This window comes from Pseudomonas sp. UBA6323, assembly GCF_002439135.1.
GTDB lineage: Bacteria > Pseudomonadota > Gammaproteobacteria > Pseudomonadales > Pseudomonadaceae > Aquipseudomonas.
Genome location: NZ_DJSX01000007.1, coordinates 23,267 through 37,217 on the forward strand (window position 1 = coordinate 23,267; position 13,951 = coordinate 37,217).

General features: G+C 64.4%; 17 protein-coding genes. 8 read left to right on the plus strand and 9 right to left on the minus strand.

Annotated elements, in window-relative coordinates; translation table 11 throughout:
- Positions 1-2 precede the first annotated feature (2 nt).
- On the minus strand, positions 3-1,037 hold the full coding sequence (locus tag B3P22_RS01550; RefSeq protein WP_275546482.1) for a LysM peptidoglycan-binding domain-containing protein: 1,035 nt from the start codon (positions 1,035-1,037) through the stop codon (positions 3-5).
- Positions 1,038-1,189: 152 nt separating this feature from the next.
- Here B3P22_RS01550 and def point away from each other — a divergent pair, with 152 nt between their 5' ends.
- From def to B3P22_RS01575, 5 genes are all read left to right on the plus strand, one after another.
- Positions 1,190-1,696, plus strand: coding sequence for a peptide deformylase (gene def / locus B3P22_RS01555; protein WP_013713230.1), 507 nt, complete (start codon positions 1,190-1,192; stop codon positions 1,694-1,696).
- 56 nt (positions 1,697-1,752) lie between these two features.
- Complete coding sequence (fmt, locus tag B3P22_RS01560; protein WP_275546481.1) at positions 1,753-2,685, plus strand: methionyl-tRNA formyltransferase; 933 nt, start codon at positions 1,753-1,755, stop codon at positions 2,683-2,685.
- A complete protein-coding gene (gene rsmB, locus B3P22_RS01565; protein ID WP_296269615.1) occupies positions 2,682-3,995 on the plus strand; it encodes a 16S rRNA (cytosine(967)-C(5))-methyltransferase RsmB in 1,314 nt (437 codons plus the stop codon). Before fmt ends, rsmB begins: the two co-directional genes overlap by 4 nt.
- Before the next feature lie 11 nt (positions 3,996-4,006).
- A complete protein-coding gene (gene trkA, locus B3P22_RS01570; protein WP_275546479.1) occupies positions 4,007-5,380 on the plus strand; it encodes a Trk system potassium transporter TrkA in 1,374 nt (457 codons plus the stop codon).
- A gap of 119 nt (positions 5,381-5,499) precedes the next feature.
- Positions 5,500-5,826, plus strand: coding sequence for a tetratricopeptide repeat protein (locus B3P22_RS01575; protein ID WP_275546478.1), 327 nt, complete (start codon positions 5,500-5,502; stop codon positions 5,824-5,826).
- 67 nt (positions 5,827-5,893) lie between these two features.
- Here B3P22_RS01575 and B3P22_RS01580 read toward each other — a convergent pair whose 3' ends face one another.
- The 3 genes from B3P22_RS01580 to B3P22_RS01590 all read right to left on the minus strand — a co-directional run bounded on the left by B3P22_RS01580 (position 5,894) and on the right by B3P22_RS01590 (position 8,812).
- Positions 5,894-6,544 carry a 7-cyano-7-deazaguanine/7-aminomethyl-7-deazaguanine transporter gene (locus B3P22_RS01580; RefSeq protein ID WP_275546477.1) on the minus strand — a complete coding sequence of 217 codons (651 nt, stop codon included), beginning with the start codon at positions 6,542-6,544 and terminating at the stop codon, positions 5,894-5,896.
- A gap of 75 nt (positions 6,545-6,619) precedes the next feature.
- On the minus strand, positions 6,620-7,276 hold the full coding sequence (locus B3P22_RS01585) for a hypothetical protein (RefSeq protein ID WP_275546476.1): 657 nt from the start codon (positions 7,274-7,276) through the stop codon (positions 6,620-6,622).
- A gap of 66 nt (positions 7,277-7,342) precedes the next feature.
- Positions 7,343-8,812 carry a PLP-dependent aminotransferase family protein gene (locus tag B3P22_RS01590; RefSeq protein WP_296269616.1) on the minus strand — a complete coding sequence of 490 codons (1,470 nt, stop codon included), beginning with the start codon at positions 8,810-8,812 and terminating at the stop codon, positions 7,343-7,345.
- 88 nt (positions 8,813-8,900) lie between these two features.
- Here B3P22_RS01590 and B3P22_RS01595 point away from each other — a divergent pair, with 88 nt between their 5' ends.
- Genes B3P22_RS01595 through B3P22_RS01605 form a run of 3 tightly spaced genes read left to right on the plus strand, consistent with a single transcriptional unit; the run spans position 8,901 to position 10,658 of the window.
- Positions 8,901-9,533, plus strand: a complete 633-nt coding sequence (locus B3P22_RS01595) for an FMN-binding negative transcriptional regulator (protein WP_296269617.1) — start codon at positions 8,901-8,903, stop codon at positions 9,531-9,533.
- A 13-nt stretch (positions 9,534-9,546) separates the two neighbouring features.
- Positions 9,547-9,987 carry a GNAT family N-acetyltransferase gene (locus B3P22_RS01600; RefSeq protein WP_296269618.1) on the plus strand — a complete coding sequence of 147 codons (441 nt, stop codon included), beginning with the start codon at positions 9,547-9,549 and terminating at the stop codon, positions 9,985-9,987.
- Positions 9,987-10,658, plus strand: coding sequence for a GNAT family N-acetyltransferase (locus B3P22_RS01605; protein WP_296269619.1), 672 nt, complete (start codon positions 9,987-9,989; stop codon positions 10,656-10,658). The genes B3P22_RS01600 and B3P22_RS01605 overlap by 1 nt, the downstream gene beginning before the upstream one ends.
- Here the strand turns inward: B3P22_RS01605 and B3P22_RS01610 are convergent, their stop codons facing one another.
- The 5 genes from B3P22_RS01610 to B3P22_RS01630 form a co-directional block, all read right to left on the minus strand.
- On the minus strand, positions 10,659-11,030 hold the full coding sequence (locus B3P22_RS01610) for a C40 family peptidase (RefSeq protein WP_197858749.1): 372 nt from the start codon (positions 11,028-11,030) through the stop codon (positions 10,659-10,661).
- Between the two features lie 365 nt (positions 11,031-11,395).
- Positions 11,396-11,662 carry a PilZ domain-containing protein gene (locus B3P22_RS01615; protein ID WP_275546471.1) on the minus strand — a complete coding sequence of 89 codons (267 nt, stop codon included), beginning with the start codon at positions 11,660-11,662 and terminating at the stop codon, positions 11,396-11,398.
- Between the two features lie 124 nt (positions 11,663-11,786).
- Positions 11,787-12,674 (minus strand): lysophospholipid acyltransferase, encoded by an 888-nt coding sequence (locus B3P22_RS01620; RefSeq protein ID WP_296269620.1) that lies wholly within the window; start codon positions 12,672-12,674, stop codon positions 11,787-11,789.
- A 55-nt stretch (positions 12,675-12,729) separates the two neighbouring features.
- Positions 12,730-13,338 carry a pyridoxamine 5'-phosphate oxidase family protein gene (locus tag B3P22_RS01625; RefSeq protein WP_275546468.1) on the minus strand — a complete coding sequence of 203 codons (609 nt, stop codon included), beginning with the start codon at positions 13,336-13,338 and terminating at the stop codon, positions 12,730-12,732.
- Positions 13,335-13,889 carry a DNA-3-methyladenine glycosylase I gene (locus B3P22_RS01630; protein WP_197858745.1) on the minus strand — a complete coding sequence of 185 codons (555 nt, stop codon included), beginning with the start codon at positions 13,887-13,889 and terminating at the stop codon, positions 13,335-13,337. The genes B3P22_RS01625 and B3P22_RS01630 overlap by 4 nt, the downstream gene beginning before the upstream one ends.
- Between the last annotated feature and the right edge of the window lie 62 nt (positions 13,890-13,951).

Genomic DNA, 13,951 nt, shown 5'->3' on the forward strand with positions numbered 1-13,951 from the left:
CATTACGGGTTGCGGACCTTGTCCATCACGGCCAGTTGGCGGCTGGCCTGCAACACCAGGCCGTAGCTGAGCTTGTCGTAGGTGCGGAACACCATCAGCAGGCCGGAGCGCTCGTCCGGGATCTTCACGCTCTCGCCGGTGACACGGTCGCGCACGGTTTCGCCGGTCTTGTACACCGCCAGCACGTTGCCAATCTCCAGGCCGTCGCGGGCGCCCTTGTTCAGGGTGACCACGTCGAACTGGCCAATCTGATTCACGCCACGCGGCACGTCGAGAATAACGCCCTTGATCTCACCGGCTGGCTCGCTGGGCATGAAGGTGGAGTTGATCGCACGCTCCTCGGTGGGGAACAGGCGGTCACCCAGACGAACCTCTTGAGTCGAGCGGCTGAGCAACAGGGTACCGATATCGCCTTCCTCGGCGACGATCTCGCCGGTACCGATATCGTCGGCGTTGATACCAAGGAACTCCTTGGTTTCGGGGTCGGTATACGTCTTGCCCTGGCGGAATACGCCGTAGATAGGATGTTGCTCGTCGAACTGGCCACGCGCGTAGATACGATCACCGGCGCCGCTGACCACGCGCTCGGCGTTGCCGGCGACGATATAGGGCTTGCCGTTGAATTCTTCCGGGGTGTCGACGATGCGGTTGCTCAGCAGGAAGCTGTTGATCGCCTCCAGCGGGATGGTCGGGATCGCCTCGGCCATCGGCGTGCTGCGCACCTGCGGCGACAGCTTGATGGTGCCGCGCGATTCACCGCGGTTGAGCATCAGGCGTGGTTGACCGTCGACATAGACCAGATTGAGGGTGTCACCGGGGTAGATCAGGTGCGGGTTGGCGACCTGTGGATTGGCGTGCCAGATTTCCGGCCACTTCCACGGCTGGCTGAGGAATTTACCGGAGATATCCCAGAGCGTATCGCCTTTGACCACGGTGTAACGGTCCGGATGACCGTCCTTGAGTTGCACTGCGGCCTGAGCCAGACAGGTCAGGGCCATTCCGCCGGCTGCGAGCAGGGCGAGTAGTGATTTCCTCATGCGGTGAATCCCTTTATTATGTGCCTTCACGTGAAGCGCCCTAGCGCCGCGTCCAAACCCGCTGAATACGCGGCGTGAAGCCGTTTTTCAATGCTGTTCATCATCTTAGCAGCGGATTTTGACTTTATTCCACAAGTGCATCACAAACGCATATGGCGATCCTGAATATCCTCGAATTTCCTGATCCACGCCTGCGTACCATCGCCAAACCGGTGGACGTCGTGGACGACTCCATCCGTCAACTGGTCGACGACATGTTCGAGACCATGTATGACGCACCCGGTATCGGCCTGGCCGCGACGCAGGTCAACGTGCACAAGCGCGTGGTGGTCATGGACCTGTCCGAGGACAAGTCCGAGCCGCGCGTTTTCATCAATCCCGAGTTCGAGTCGCTGACCGACGAGATGGACCAGTATCAGGAAGGCTGCCTGTCGGTGCCCGGCTTCTACGAGAACGTCGACCGTCCGCAGAAGGTGAAGATCAAGGCTCTGGACCGCGATGGCCAGCCTTATGAGCTGATCGCCGAAGGCTTGCTCGCCGTGTGCATTCAGCACGAGTGCGATCACCTCAACGGCAAGCTGTTCGTCGATTACCTGTCCAACCTCAAGCGCGACCGGATCAAGAAGAAGCTGGAAAAACAGCATCGCCAGCGCGCCTGACCTCCGACTACCCGAAAGGCTTGCCACGGCAAGCCTTTTTCTTTGGTGACTGCCCTATGCGTATCGTCTTTGCCGGCACCCCGGAATTCGCCGCCGAACACCTCAAGGCCCTGCTGGCCAGCCAGCACGAGATCGTGGCCGTCTACACCCAGCCGGATCGCCCGGCCGGTCGCGGCCAGAAGCTGATGCCGAGCCCGGTCAAGCAACTCGCCGTCGAGCACGGCATCCCGGTCTTTCAGCCGGCCAGCTTGCGCAATGAAGAGGCGCAGGCCGAATTGGCCGCACTGCAGCCGGACCTGATGGTGGTGGTCGCCTATGGCCTGATCCTGCCGCAAGTGGTGCTCGACACTCCGCGCCTGGGCTGCATCAACAGCCACGCCTCCTTGCTACCGCGCTGGCGCGGTGCCGCGCCGATTCAGCGCGCTGTACAGGCCGGCGATGCCGAGAGTGGCGTCACCGTGATGCAGATGGAAGCCGGCCTCGACACCGGCCCCATGCTGCTCAAGGTGAGCACGCCGATCAGCGCTAGCGACACCGGCGGCAGCCTGCACGACCGCCTCGCCCAGCTTGGCCCACAGGCAGTGCTGCAGGCCATCGACGGCCTGGCTGCCGGCACGCTCGTCGGTGAGGTGCAGGACGACGCTCTGGCCAACTATGCACACAAGCTGAACAAGGACGAGGCGCGCCTGGACTTCAGCCGCCCGGCCGTGGAGCTGGAACGCCTGATCCGCGCCTTCCATCCCTGGCCGATCTGCCACAGCACGCTGGCTGGCGAGGCGCTGAAAGTGCATGCAGCCGAGATCGGCGAAGGCAGTGGCACACCGGGCAGCATTCTCGCCGCCGACAAGCACGGCCTGACCGTCGCCTGTGGCGAAGGTGCGCTGCGTCTGACTCGCCTGCAGTTGCCCGGCGGCAAGCCGCTGGCCTTCGCCGACCTTTATAACAGCCGCCGCGAGCAGTTCGCGCCCGGCCTGGTGCTCGGCCAATGAACCCTCGCCTGGCGGCCGCGCGCGCCCTGACGGCCGTGCTCTCGGGCAAGGCTTCGCTGGGCAGCAGCCTGCCGCCGCAGCTGGATAAGGTCGAGCACCACGACCGCGCCCTGGCGCAGGACCTGGCATTCGGCGCCGCGCGCTGGCAGCCGCGCCTGCAATTGCTGGCCGAGAAGCTGCTGGAGAAACCCTTCAAGGCCGCCGACAAGGACGTGGAAGCGCTCCTGCTAATCGGCCTCTACCAGTTGCTGCACAGCCGCATTCCCGAGCACGCCGCCATCGGCGAGACGGTGGGCTGCGCCGGCGCGCTGAAAAAGCCCTGGGCCAAGGGTCTGCTCAATGCCATACTGCGCCGCGCCCAGCGCGAGCACGAGGCGCTGTACGCTGAACTTGATCGCGACCCGGTACTGCACACCGCGCATCCACGCTGGCTACAGAAGGCGCTCAAGGCGCACTGGCCCGAGCACTGGCAGGCCATCTGCGCCGCCAACAATGCGCATCCGCCGTTGATCCTGCGGGTCAATCGCCGTCACGGCAGTCGCGACGCCTACCTCAATGAGCTGCACGAAGCCGGCATCGCCGCCGAGCCATGCACCTTCAGCCGTGACGGTGTGCGTCTGCTGCAGCCCTGCGACGTGACCACACTGCCCGGTTTCAGGGGCGGCCGCGTCAGCGTGCAGGACGAGGCCGCGCAACTCGCCGCCGACCTGCTCGAACTGGCGCCGGACCAGCGCGTGCTGGATGCCTGCGCGGCACCGGGTGGCAAGACCTGCCACCTGCTGGAAGTCGAGCCGGGCCTCAGCGAAGTGGTCGCCGTCGATCTGGAAGCCAAGCGCCTGGCACGCGTGCGCGAGAACCTCGAGCGCTTGCAGCTGGAAGCCACGCTGATCGCCGCCGATGGCCGCGACACCGCGGCCTGGTGGGACGGCCAGCCGTTCCAGCGCATTCTGCTCGATGCGCCCTGTTCGGCCACCGGCGTGATTCGCCGCCACCCGGACATCAAGCTAACGCGCAAGCCCGAAGACATTCCCGCCCTGGCGCAACTTCAAGGCGAACTGCTCGATGCCCTGTGGCCGACCCTCGCGCCCGGCGGCATCCTGCTTTATGCCACCTGCTCAGTACTGCCGACGGAAAACAGCGACACCATCGCCGCGTTCCTGGCGCGCACGCCCGAAGCGCGGGAAGTCGCCATCGAGGGCGATTTCGGCCTGCAGACCGCCCACGGTCGCCAGTTGCTGCCGCAGCTGGACGGCCATGACGGCTTCTACTATGCCAAGCTGATAAAGACCGCTGTGACCAGCCACAGCTAACGGAGCGATCAGTGAAAATCATCATTCTCGGCGCCGGCCAGGTGGGCGGCACCCTGGCGGAACACCTGGCCAGCGAGGCCAACGACATCACCGTGGTCGACACCGACGGTGATCGCCTGCGCGACCTTGGCGACCGCCTGGACATTCGCACCGTGCAGGGCAAGGGTTCCTTCCCCACCGTGCTGCGCCAGGCCGGCGCCGATGATGCCGACATGCTGGTGGCAGTGACCAACAGCGATGAAGTCAACATGATCGCCTGTCAGGTGGCTTATACCCTGTTCCACACGCCGACCAAGATCGCCCGCGTGCGCGAAGCGGCCTACCTGACCCGCGAGGCGCTGTTCGACAACGAAGCGATCCCGGTCGACGTGCTGATAAGCCCCGAGCAGGTGGTGACCAATTACATCAAGCGCCTGATCGAGTACCCCGGCGCCCTGCAGGTAATCGACTTCGCCGAGGGCAAGGCCCAGCTGGTGGCGGTCAAGGCCTACTACGGCGGCCCGCTGGTGGGCCAGCAACTGCGCCAGCTGCGCCAGCACATGCCCAACGTCGACACCCGCGTGGCGGCCATCTTCCGCCGCAACCGGCCGATCATGCCCAAGGGCGATACCGTCATCGAGGCCGATGACGAGGTGTTCTTCATCGCCGCCAAGGCGCATATTCGTGCGGTGATGAGCGAGATGCGTCGCCTCGAGGACAGCTACAAACGCGTGGTGATCGCTGGCGGCGGCAACATCGGCGAACGCCTGGCCGAGGCCATCGAAAGCCGCTACCAGGTGAAGATCATCGAGATGAACCCGGCGCGCTGCCGCTACCTGTCGGAGAACCTCGACAGCACCATCGTGCTGCAGGGCAGTGCCTCGGATCGCGACCTGCTGGTGGAAGAGAACATCAACGATGCCGACATCTTCCTCGCCCTGACCAACGACGACGAGGCTAACATCATGTCGTCGCTGCTGGCCAAACGCCTGGGCGCGCGCAAGGTGATGACCATCATCAACAATCCGGCCTATGTCGATTTGGTCCAGGGTGGCGAGATCGACATCGCCATCAGCCCGCAGCTGGCCACCATCGGCACCCTGCTGACCCACGTGCGCCGCGGCGATATCGAAAGCGTGCACAGCCTGCGCCGTGGCGCGGCGGAAGCGCTGGAAGTGATCGCCCATGGCGATGCCAAGTCGAGCAAGGTCATCGGTCGCGCCATCGAAGGCATCGCCCTGCCGCCGAGCACCACCATCGGCGCCATCATCCGCGACGAGCAGGTGCTGATCGCCCACGACAACACGGTGATCGAGTCTGGCGACCACGTGATCCTGTTCCTCGTCGACAAGAAGCACATCCGCGACGTCGAACGCCTGTTCCAGGCCGGCCTGACGTTCTTCTAAGCCGGAGAAGACAAATCTCGTAGGAGCGAGCTCTGCTCGCGAAGCTTTTCGCGCGTCTGAGATTCGCGAGCAGAGCTCGCTCCTACAATCGACACGAGCGTGGCGACGAAGGAGACCTCATGAGTACCGAAGCACTGGAAAAGATGCTGGCCAAGGGCATGGACAACGCCCTGCTGCGCTTCGGCCTGGGCAAGGCCCATCTCGATGGCGGCGACGCGGCGCAGGCCGCCGAACACCTGCAACGCTGCGTCGAGTTCGACCCGAGCTATTCCGCCGCCTGGAAGCTGCTGGGCAAGGCGCTGCAGGCCAAGGGCGACGCCGAAAGTGCACGCCAGGCCTGGCAGCAGGGGGTCGCTGCAGCCCAGGCCAAGGGCGACAAGCAGGCCGAGAAGGAAATGTCGGTGTTTCTGCGCAAGCTGGACAAGCAGGGGAGCAATCGCGGCTAAAGCCCCTCCCACAAGTTCAGTGCGACCCCGTGGGAGGCGCTTCAGCGGCGAGCTTTTTGCGGCCGACTCAGGCGGTGGCAGTACGCTGCGGCAGGGCGCGGACAATCGCGCTGAGCAGCATGCCGTACAGCGGCACGAAGAGGATCAGGCTGATCGCCAGTTTGATTACGTAGTCCACCGTGGCGATCTCCACCCAGTTGGCGGCCATGAACGGATCGTCGCTGTGCCAGAAGGCCACCGAGAAGAACAGGAAGGTATCGAGCAGGTTGCCAAAGATGGTCGAGGCCGTCGGCGCGACCCACCACTGACGCATCTTGCGCAGGCGGTCGAACACCTGGATATCCAGCAACTGGCCGAAGGCATAGGCGAGGAAACTAGCCACAGCGATGCGAAAGACGAACAGATTGAATTCGCCCAGCGTTGCCAGACCGCCGAACACGCCCTGATGGAACAGCACCGACACCACGTACGAAGCCACCAGCGCCGGCAGCATGACACGGGCGATCACCACGCGCGCAGCCTGTTTGCCGATCAGGCGCACGGTAAGGTCGGTGGCCAGAAAAATGAACGGAAAGCTGAACGCGCCCCAGGTGGTATGCCAGCCGAACAGGGTGATCGGCAGCTGCACCAGGTAGTTGCTGGCGATGATGATGAGAATGTGGAAGGCGATCAGGCCGGCCAGCACGGGCCGACTGACCGACGCGGGAATCAGGGTCATGTCTATGTCCTTTTTCATAGAGTGGGGTGAGGGAACCCACTGCCGCAGCCGACATGGCCGCGAGCGGCGCGCATTCTAGCCTGTTGTTGACTTCCGGGATAGGTTTTCCGACGAAGCTGCCGGTTTCGTGATCGAGCGTCTTTGCAGCCGGGCGATGGCTTTGAGCACCATTTCGCGGTTTTTTGCCGACTTCACCCAGCTCGGCAACCGGGCGAAGTAGGACCACTTGCTGGTGCTGTTCTCACGCAGCCGGGCAGCGATGAACTGCTCCTGCTCGTACAGATGCTCGGCGTTATAGGCCCAGATCGTGCCATGCCGGGTCTCTTCCTTGAGCGCCAGCTCCAGGCCGAAGAAGGGATCGATGGCATGGTCCACCGGCTCGGCACGGCTGAAGGTCAGTGTGACCTCGTTCTCGGCAGCGCAGTGTTGGCAGTTGGTTCGGCCGACGCTCGGCGCCTGGCTGGCCTCGTGGAAAATGCTGCAGAAGGTCACCCATTGCTGCCCGCAGGCACCGCACGGCCTGCGCCCGCTCCCCAACACGGGGCCACGCCAGGAATCATCGGCGGTCATCATCGCGTGCGTGCAGCTTGGGCAATGAAACGCCGCGCTCCAGTTCCGCCAATGCGGATTACCGATGATCAGTCCAGGCTGGCTGCATTGTGGACACAACGCCTCGATTTGCTCCGCCCAATGCAGAAGGTGAAAACCCTGATCGGTGTATCTGTCAGTCATGCGCGGCTCGCGGAGGGGAAATAAGGGCGTGCATTGTCATACAGATGAAGGTCACAGCAACCGGCCCTATCGCTCATTGAGCAGACGCCAGGCCCGCCGCAGGACCTGCACCGCTTCGACGATCTGCGCTTCGGGCACCGCTGCGAAGCCCAGCACCAGGCCGGCGCGTGCATCGCCCGGTTCGGTGCTGTGCTCCAGCCAGTAATCACTGAGCGCGTTCATCTCCACCCCGGCAGCCCGCGCGGCGCTGACCAGTTCGCGCTCGCGGGCCAGGCTGTCGACCCGCACGCTCAGGTGCAGCCCGGCTTCCACGCACGGCAATGGCGCGCAGCCTGGTATCGCCTGTGGCCAAGCCTCTACCAGGGCATCGCGACGCTGCCGCGCCGCCTGGCGCATGCGTCGTACATGACGCTGAAAATGCCCGGCAGCGATGAACTCAGCCATCACCGCCTGATTGCCGATCTCCGAATGGCGCATCTCCACCGCCTGGCGCTGGGCGAAGGCTTCCGCCAGAGCGGGCGGCAGCACCAGGTAGCCCAGGCGCAACGCCGGAAAGGCGATCTTGCAGAAGGTGCCGACGTACAGCACACGACCCTGTCGATCCAGCGCGGCCAAAGGCGCCAACGGCGTGCCGCTGTAGCGATACTCGCCATCGTAGTCGTCCTCGACGATCCAGCCGGCCTGGCGCTCGGCCCATTCCAGCAGCTCCAGGCGTCGCGCCAGCGACAGAGTCACGCCGGTCGGGTACTGGTGCGACGGCGTCACGTAGGCCAGGCGACAGCCCTCGATGGCAGACAGCGCTCTGGTATCCAGGCCCTCGCCATCGAGCGGTACGCCACGCAAATCGGCCCCGGCGGCGGCAAAGGCATGGGCAGCGGCGCGATAGCCGGGGTTCTCCACCGCCACCCGCTCACCGGGCCGCACCAGCAACTGCGCGCAGAGGCTGATGGCCTGCTGCGCGCCGCAAGTGATGACGATCTGCCGCGGATCACAGGCCAGCCCCCGGCCGTTACGCAGGTAAGCGGCGACCAGTTCGCGCAATGTGCGGTCGCCGGCCGGGTCACCATAACCCAGCCGGGCCGGCGACGGACGGCGCCAGAAGCGCGCCTGCAAGCGTGCCCAGGTCTCGAAGGGAAACAGGTCGAAAGCCGGCACGCCGATGCGAAAGGCTCGCGGCGCACCCGCCACCGGCATGGGCAAAGCCTGGCGCTGCAGCGCAGCGCTCGCAGCCGGAGCGCAATGAGGTGCTGGCATTGCCGGCCGCGCCAGGGCCAGGTCCGCCACATAAGTGCCATCGCCCACCCGACCTTCGATATAGCCCTCCGCGTAGAGCTGGTCGAAGGCGCGGGTCACCGTATTGCGCGAGATAGACAGCAGACTCGCCAGATCGCGGCTGGCCGGCAGACGCGTATTGCCTGGCAGGCGACCATCGAGAATACGCTCGCGCAGCGACTGGTAGAGCTGGCGCGCCAGGCCGGCGGCAGGGTCGAGGCGAATGCCGGAAAGGTCGACTGGCAGAGGTGGCGTAGCGGGCATGATTGGCTCCATGAAACTGCCTGAAAATGGATCTTACAGGGAACCAATATCCTGCCTAGCATGAGCCCATCACGCCAGGAGACGCACCATGTACCGCCCCGCCGCCTTCCGCCAGGACGACCTGGCCACCCTGCATGCACAGATCGATTCCAGTGGCCTGGCCGTACTGACCAGCGCTGGCGAACAGGGTCTGCAAGCCAGCCACCTGCCAGTGTTGCTGGAGCCGGGCGAAGGTGAGTTCGGCACGCTGTACGGCCACTTCGCCCGTGCCAACCCGCACTGGCGCGACCTCGCCAGCGGCGCCGAGGCGCTGTTGGTGTTCAGCGGCCCGGACGCCTACATCCACCCGGGCTGGTATCCGGCCAAAGCCGAGCACGGCAAGGTGGTGCCAACCTGGAACTATATCGCCGTGCACGCCTGGGGCCAGGCCGAGGTGTTCGAAGACCCCGAACGTCTGCTGCAACTGGTCAGCCGTCTGAGCGATCGCCATGAACGCCAGCAGGCGCAGCCCTGGGCGACAAGCGATGCCCCCCGCGAGTACCTCGACGCCATGCTGCGCGCCATCGTTGGCTTCGCTCTGCCGATTCGCCGACTGGAGGGCAAATGGAAGCTCAGCCAGAACCGTTCGGCTGCCGATCAGGCTGGCGTACGCGCAGGGCTGAGCGCCTTGCGCGACGCACGCAGCCACGAACTCGCCGCCCGTATGTCCACCCTCGACTGACAGGAACACCGCCATGCTCGAAATCCGCCCGATCACCGCCGACGACCACGCCGCCTGGCTGCCGCTGTGGCACGGCTACCAGCGCTTCTACCAGGCCGAAATTGCCAGCGCGACCAGCGCACTGACCTGGCAGCGTTTCCTCGACCCGACCGAACCCATGCATGCCGCGCTTGCCTGGGTCGATGGCGCAGCCGTCGGCCTGGTGCACTTCATCTACCATCGCAGTTGCTGGACCGAGGGCGACTACTGCTACCTGCAGGACCTGTACGTGGCCGAGAACATCCGCGGCAGCGGCATCGGTCGGGCGCTGATCGAGCATGTCTACGCGCAGGCTCGGTCAGCCGGCGCCAGCCGCGTACACTGGCTGACTCAGGAAACCAACTACCGCGCACGCCAGCTCTACGACCGCATCGCCGACCGCACCGGCTTCATCCAGTACAGGAAGCTGTTTTGATGACACAGGACCTCAGCCACTGGCAACCTCGCCCGACGCCGGATCAGCGCACGCTTCAGGGCCGTTTCGTACGCCTGGAGGCCCTCGACGCCACACGCCACGGCGATGACCTGTGGGCCGCTCTGCAGGGACCGGACCCGGCACTGTGGGACTATCTGCCTTACGGCCCGTTCAACGAACGCAGCGCTTTCGATGCCTGGCTCACCGCAAATGCCGGCAGTCGCGATCCGCTGTTCTACACGGTGCTGGAGCAGGGCTCGGGTCGCGCCCTGGGGCTGTTCAGCTACCTGCGCATCACCCCGCAGGACGGTAGCATCGAGATCGGCCACGTGGTCTTCGGCGCGTCGATGCAGCGCACGCCAGGCGCTACCGAGGCGGTTTACCTGCTGGCTCGCCACGCCTTCGACGATCTCGGCTATCGCCGCCTGGAGTGGAAGTGCGACAACGCCAACACGCGTTCCAGGCGCGCCGCCGAGCGCTTCGGCTTCGTCCATGAAGGGCTCTTTCGCCAGCACATGGTGCGCAAGGGCAGAAACCGCGACACCGCCTGGTTCGCCATCATCGACGGCGAATGGCCCGCGCGCCGAGAGGCCTTCGAGCGCTGGCTGGCAGCCAACAACTTCGCCGCAGACGGCCAGCAGAAACAGCGCCTGGAAACCTTCAGGGCCTGATCAGGCGGTCGGCACCACGCGCTTGGCCGACTGGAAATGACGCTGCCAGTAGGCATTGTTGAGGCGGTCGATACGCACCTTGGTGCCGCGGCGTGGCGCGTGGACGAAGCGACCCTCACCGATGTAGATGGCGACGTGATCCACCGAGCGGCTGCGGATACGGAAGAACAGCAGATCGCCCGGCTGCAGGTCGCTGCGTTTCACCGTGGGCGCATCCACACGCGACAAGGCGCGTGAGGTGCGCGGCAGTTCGAGGTCATCCTGGGTCTTGAAGGCGTACTGCACCAGACCGCTGCAGTCGAAGCCGTGGCTCAGGCTGGTACCGCCCCAGCGATAGGGAGTGCCCAGCGCGCCGAGGGCGCGGTCGATCACTTCCCCGGCTGGTTTGGGCTTGGCCGCTTGCGAAGTGGCGGGAACGGTGTAGACGCGAAAGGTGGCGGAGGCTTGGGTACAGATTCCCAGTAAAAGAGCGCCTCCCAGGCAAAATGACATGAAAAACTTATTCAAACCCAGTGACCTTGGTAACTGGCCTTCAAGCGGAAACCTTACCCCCATCAAGGCCTTGCATCGGAGACGATGCTTCCTGCCCGTCCCGGTGACGGACTACCGAAGCGAACACCAGTTCATTTTTTCTGTTGATGACTGACGAACGGCAACCCGACCCAAGGCGTTCTCTGCTGACGCGCCTGGATTCATCTCATGTCGGTCAAGCAGACAGAGAATAGAGTTGCCGTCGCTCACGCCTCGCCGAGAAAGCGCAGGCCGGCCCCTTCGGCGTCCACGCGCATCACTTCCATCTTCAGAACTGGGGCGGGAAATGGCAGATCCTGCACCTGACCGGTGACCTCGGTGCCGACCGCCAGGGCGGCCATGTCCGGGTGTTTCACATAGACGCCGCTATCGGACAGGTCACGGGTCTGTGCCAGCAGCTCACCGAAGCTGGGGTGGCTGATCTTGATCCGGCACTTCATCGGGGTACGCACCTGCTGACGCTGGTTCGGCATGACAGCTCCATGGTTGGACAAGCGATTTCGCCTTTAATAGCGCATTAGCGCGCAGGCGCCCAGCGCGTGGCGGAAAAAAGGCGCCATCGAGGCGCCTTCCTTCATCATGCTCGGTGACGGCACGTCAGTACCATCTGTCCTCGCCGTCCGGACGATTCTTGAAGCGTTTCATGCTCCACATGTACTGGCTCGGGTAGGTGCGCACGTAGCGCGCCACCACATCACTCATGGCCGCCACACCTTCTTCGACATTCTCGCTGTACATGCCTTCCGGCGCCGCCTCGAGGATCACCTTGTAGCCACTGCCGTCAGGCAGGCGCAGCGCATGCAGGAACACGCCGACCGCCTTGCCGCCAGCCAGCATGCCGGGCACGAACTTGCTGGTCAGCGCAGTGGTGCCAAGGAACGGCACGAAAATGCCCGACGAACGGCTCGGCTCAGGGTCGGCCGGAATGCCCATGGCGCCGCCCTTGCGCACTTCCTTGATGACGCTGAGGATGCCTTCCTTGGTCGACGGCGCGACGCGGTTGCCCATCTGCACGCGCTGCTGCTGCAGCAGTTCATCAACGGCCTTGAGCTTGGGCGGGCGGTAGAAAATGATCGGTTTGCACTGGTTGCAGTAGAAGTGGTTGAGCACTTCCCAGTTGCCCAGATGGCTGGTGATGCCGACCACGCCCTTGCCGGAGGCCAGCGCCTGTTGCAGCACCTCCAGGCCTTCCACTTCGCGGACCAGAGCGAGGGATTTCTGTGCCGGCCAGATCCAGGCGCAGGCGCTTTCGGTCAGGGTCTTGCCGATGTCCTTGAGGCTCTGCCCAACCAGCTCGTCCAACTCTGACTCATTCAGCTTAGGGAAGCACTTGCTCAGGTTGATGCGCACTACGTCGCGTGAGCCGTTCGGTAATTTCCACATCAGCCAGCCAATGGCATTGCCCACGGCCTGCACGACACGCCAGGGCAGCAGTGCGAACAGGCGCAGAAAACCCACCACCAGGGCGCCCTTGAGTTTTTCCACAACAGACTCCAACCGCTCACAAAAGCGCCAATTGTAGCGTTGGGCGACCGCGCAGTCAGTAAAGGCTCGTCCGAAGCCGCTGCTGCAGGTCACGCTCGTAGGCTTCGACATCGAACTCGTCGTAGATGTGGCGGAAAATATCGCCAGCACTCGGCAGGCTGGCGCGCTCCACCTGGCGCGAGGCATCCCACAGCCCCGAGCGCGCCGCCGCCTTGGAGCACTGGAAGTAGCACGTCTCTATATGGATGCGCAGCACGCTACGCGGCAGCTTGCCCTGGGCACGGCCCAATTCGAGCAGCTCGGAATCGAGGGAAATCTCGGCGCGACCATTGACCCGCAGACTCTCGCCGACGCCCGGAATCAGGAACAACAGCGCCACCTGCGGGTTCAGGACGATGTTGCGTAGGCTGTCGATGCGGTTGTTGCCGGGGCGATCCGGCAGCAGCAGGGTCTGGTCGTCGAGTATGTGCACGAAGCCCGGCGCATCGCCACGCGGCGAACAATCCAGGCCATCCGGCCCGGCGCTGGCCAGCACCACGAAGGGCGAGGCCTGGATCAGCGCGCGGTAGGGTTCGATCAGTCGCGGCAGCTCCTTGCGCCGCGAGCGCTCGTGGCTGTCGCCGTATACGGCCTGCAGTTCGTCGAGGGTGGTGATGGTGATCATGAGCCCTTCAGTTGCGCGTAGCGGTCGCAGTCGGTGGTGTGGTCCATCACCATACCCGTGGCCTGCATGAAGGCATAGCAGATGGTCGGCCCGACGAAGTTGAAGCCGGCCTTGCGCAATGCCTTGCTCATCGCCTCGGCTTCGGGCGTCACCGCCAGCATCTGGCTGCGGTCGCTGAAATGGTTGATCTTCGGCGCGCCACCGACGAACGACCAGAGCCAGGTGACCGGGTCTTCCAACTTCAGCCAGGCCTGGGCGTTCTGCCGCACGGCCTTGAGCTTGAGGCGATTGCGGATGATGCCGGGGTCCTGCATCAGCACCTCGATCTCTTCATCAGTGAGACGGGCCAGACGCTCGGGATCGAAGCCGTGCAATACCTGCCGATAGCGCTCGCGCTTCTTCAGTACGGTGATCCACGACAGACCGGCCTGCGCGCCTTCGAGCAGCAGCATCTCGAACAGTTGGCGGGCATCGCGTTGCGGCACGCCCCATTCCTCGTCGTGGTAGGCCTGGTACAGCGGATCGTCGGTACACCAGAAGCAGCGGGGCATGGCAGCAAGCCTCGGTCAGGATGAAGCGGTGACTATAACCACGGCTGTATATAAATACAGCC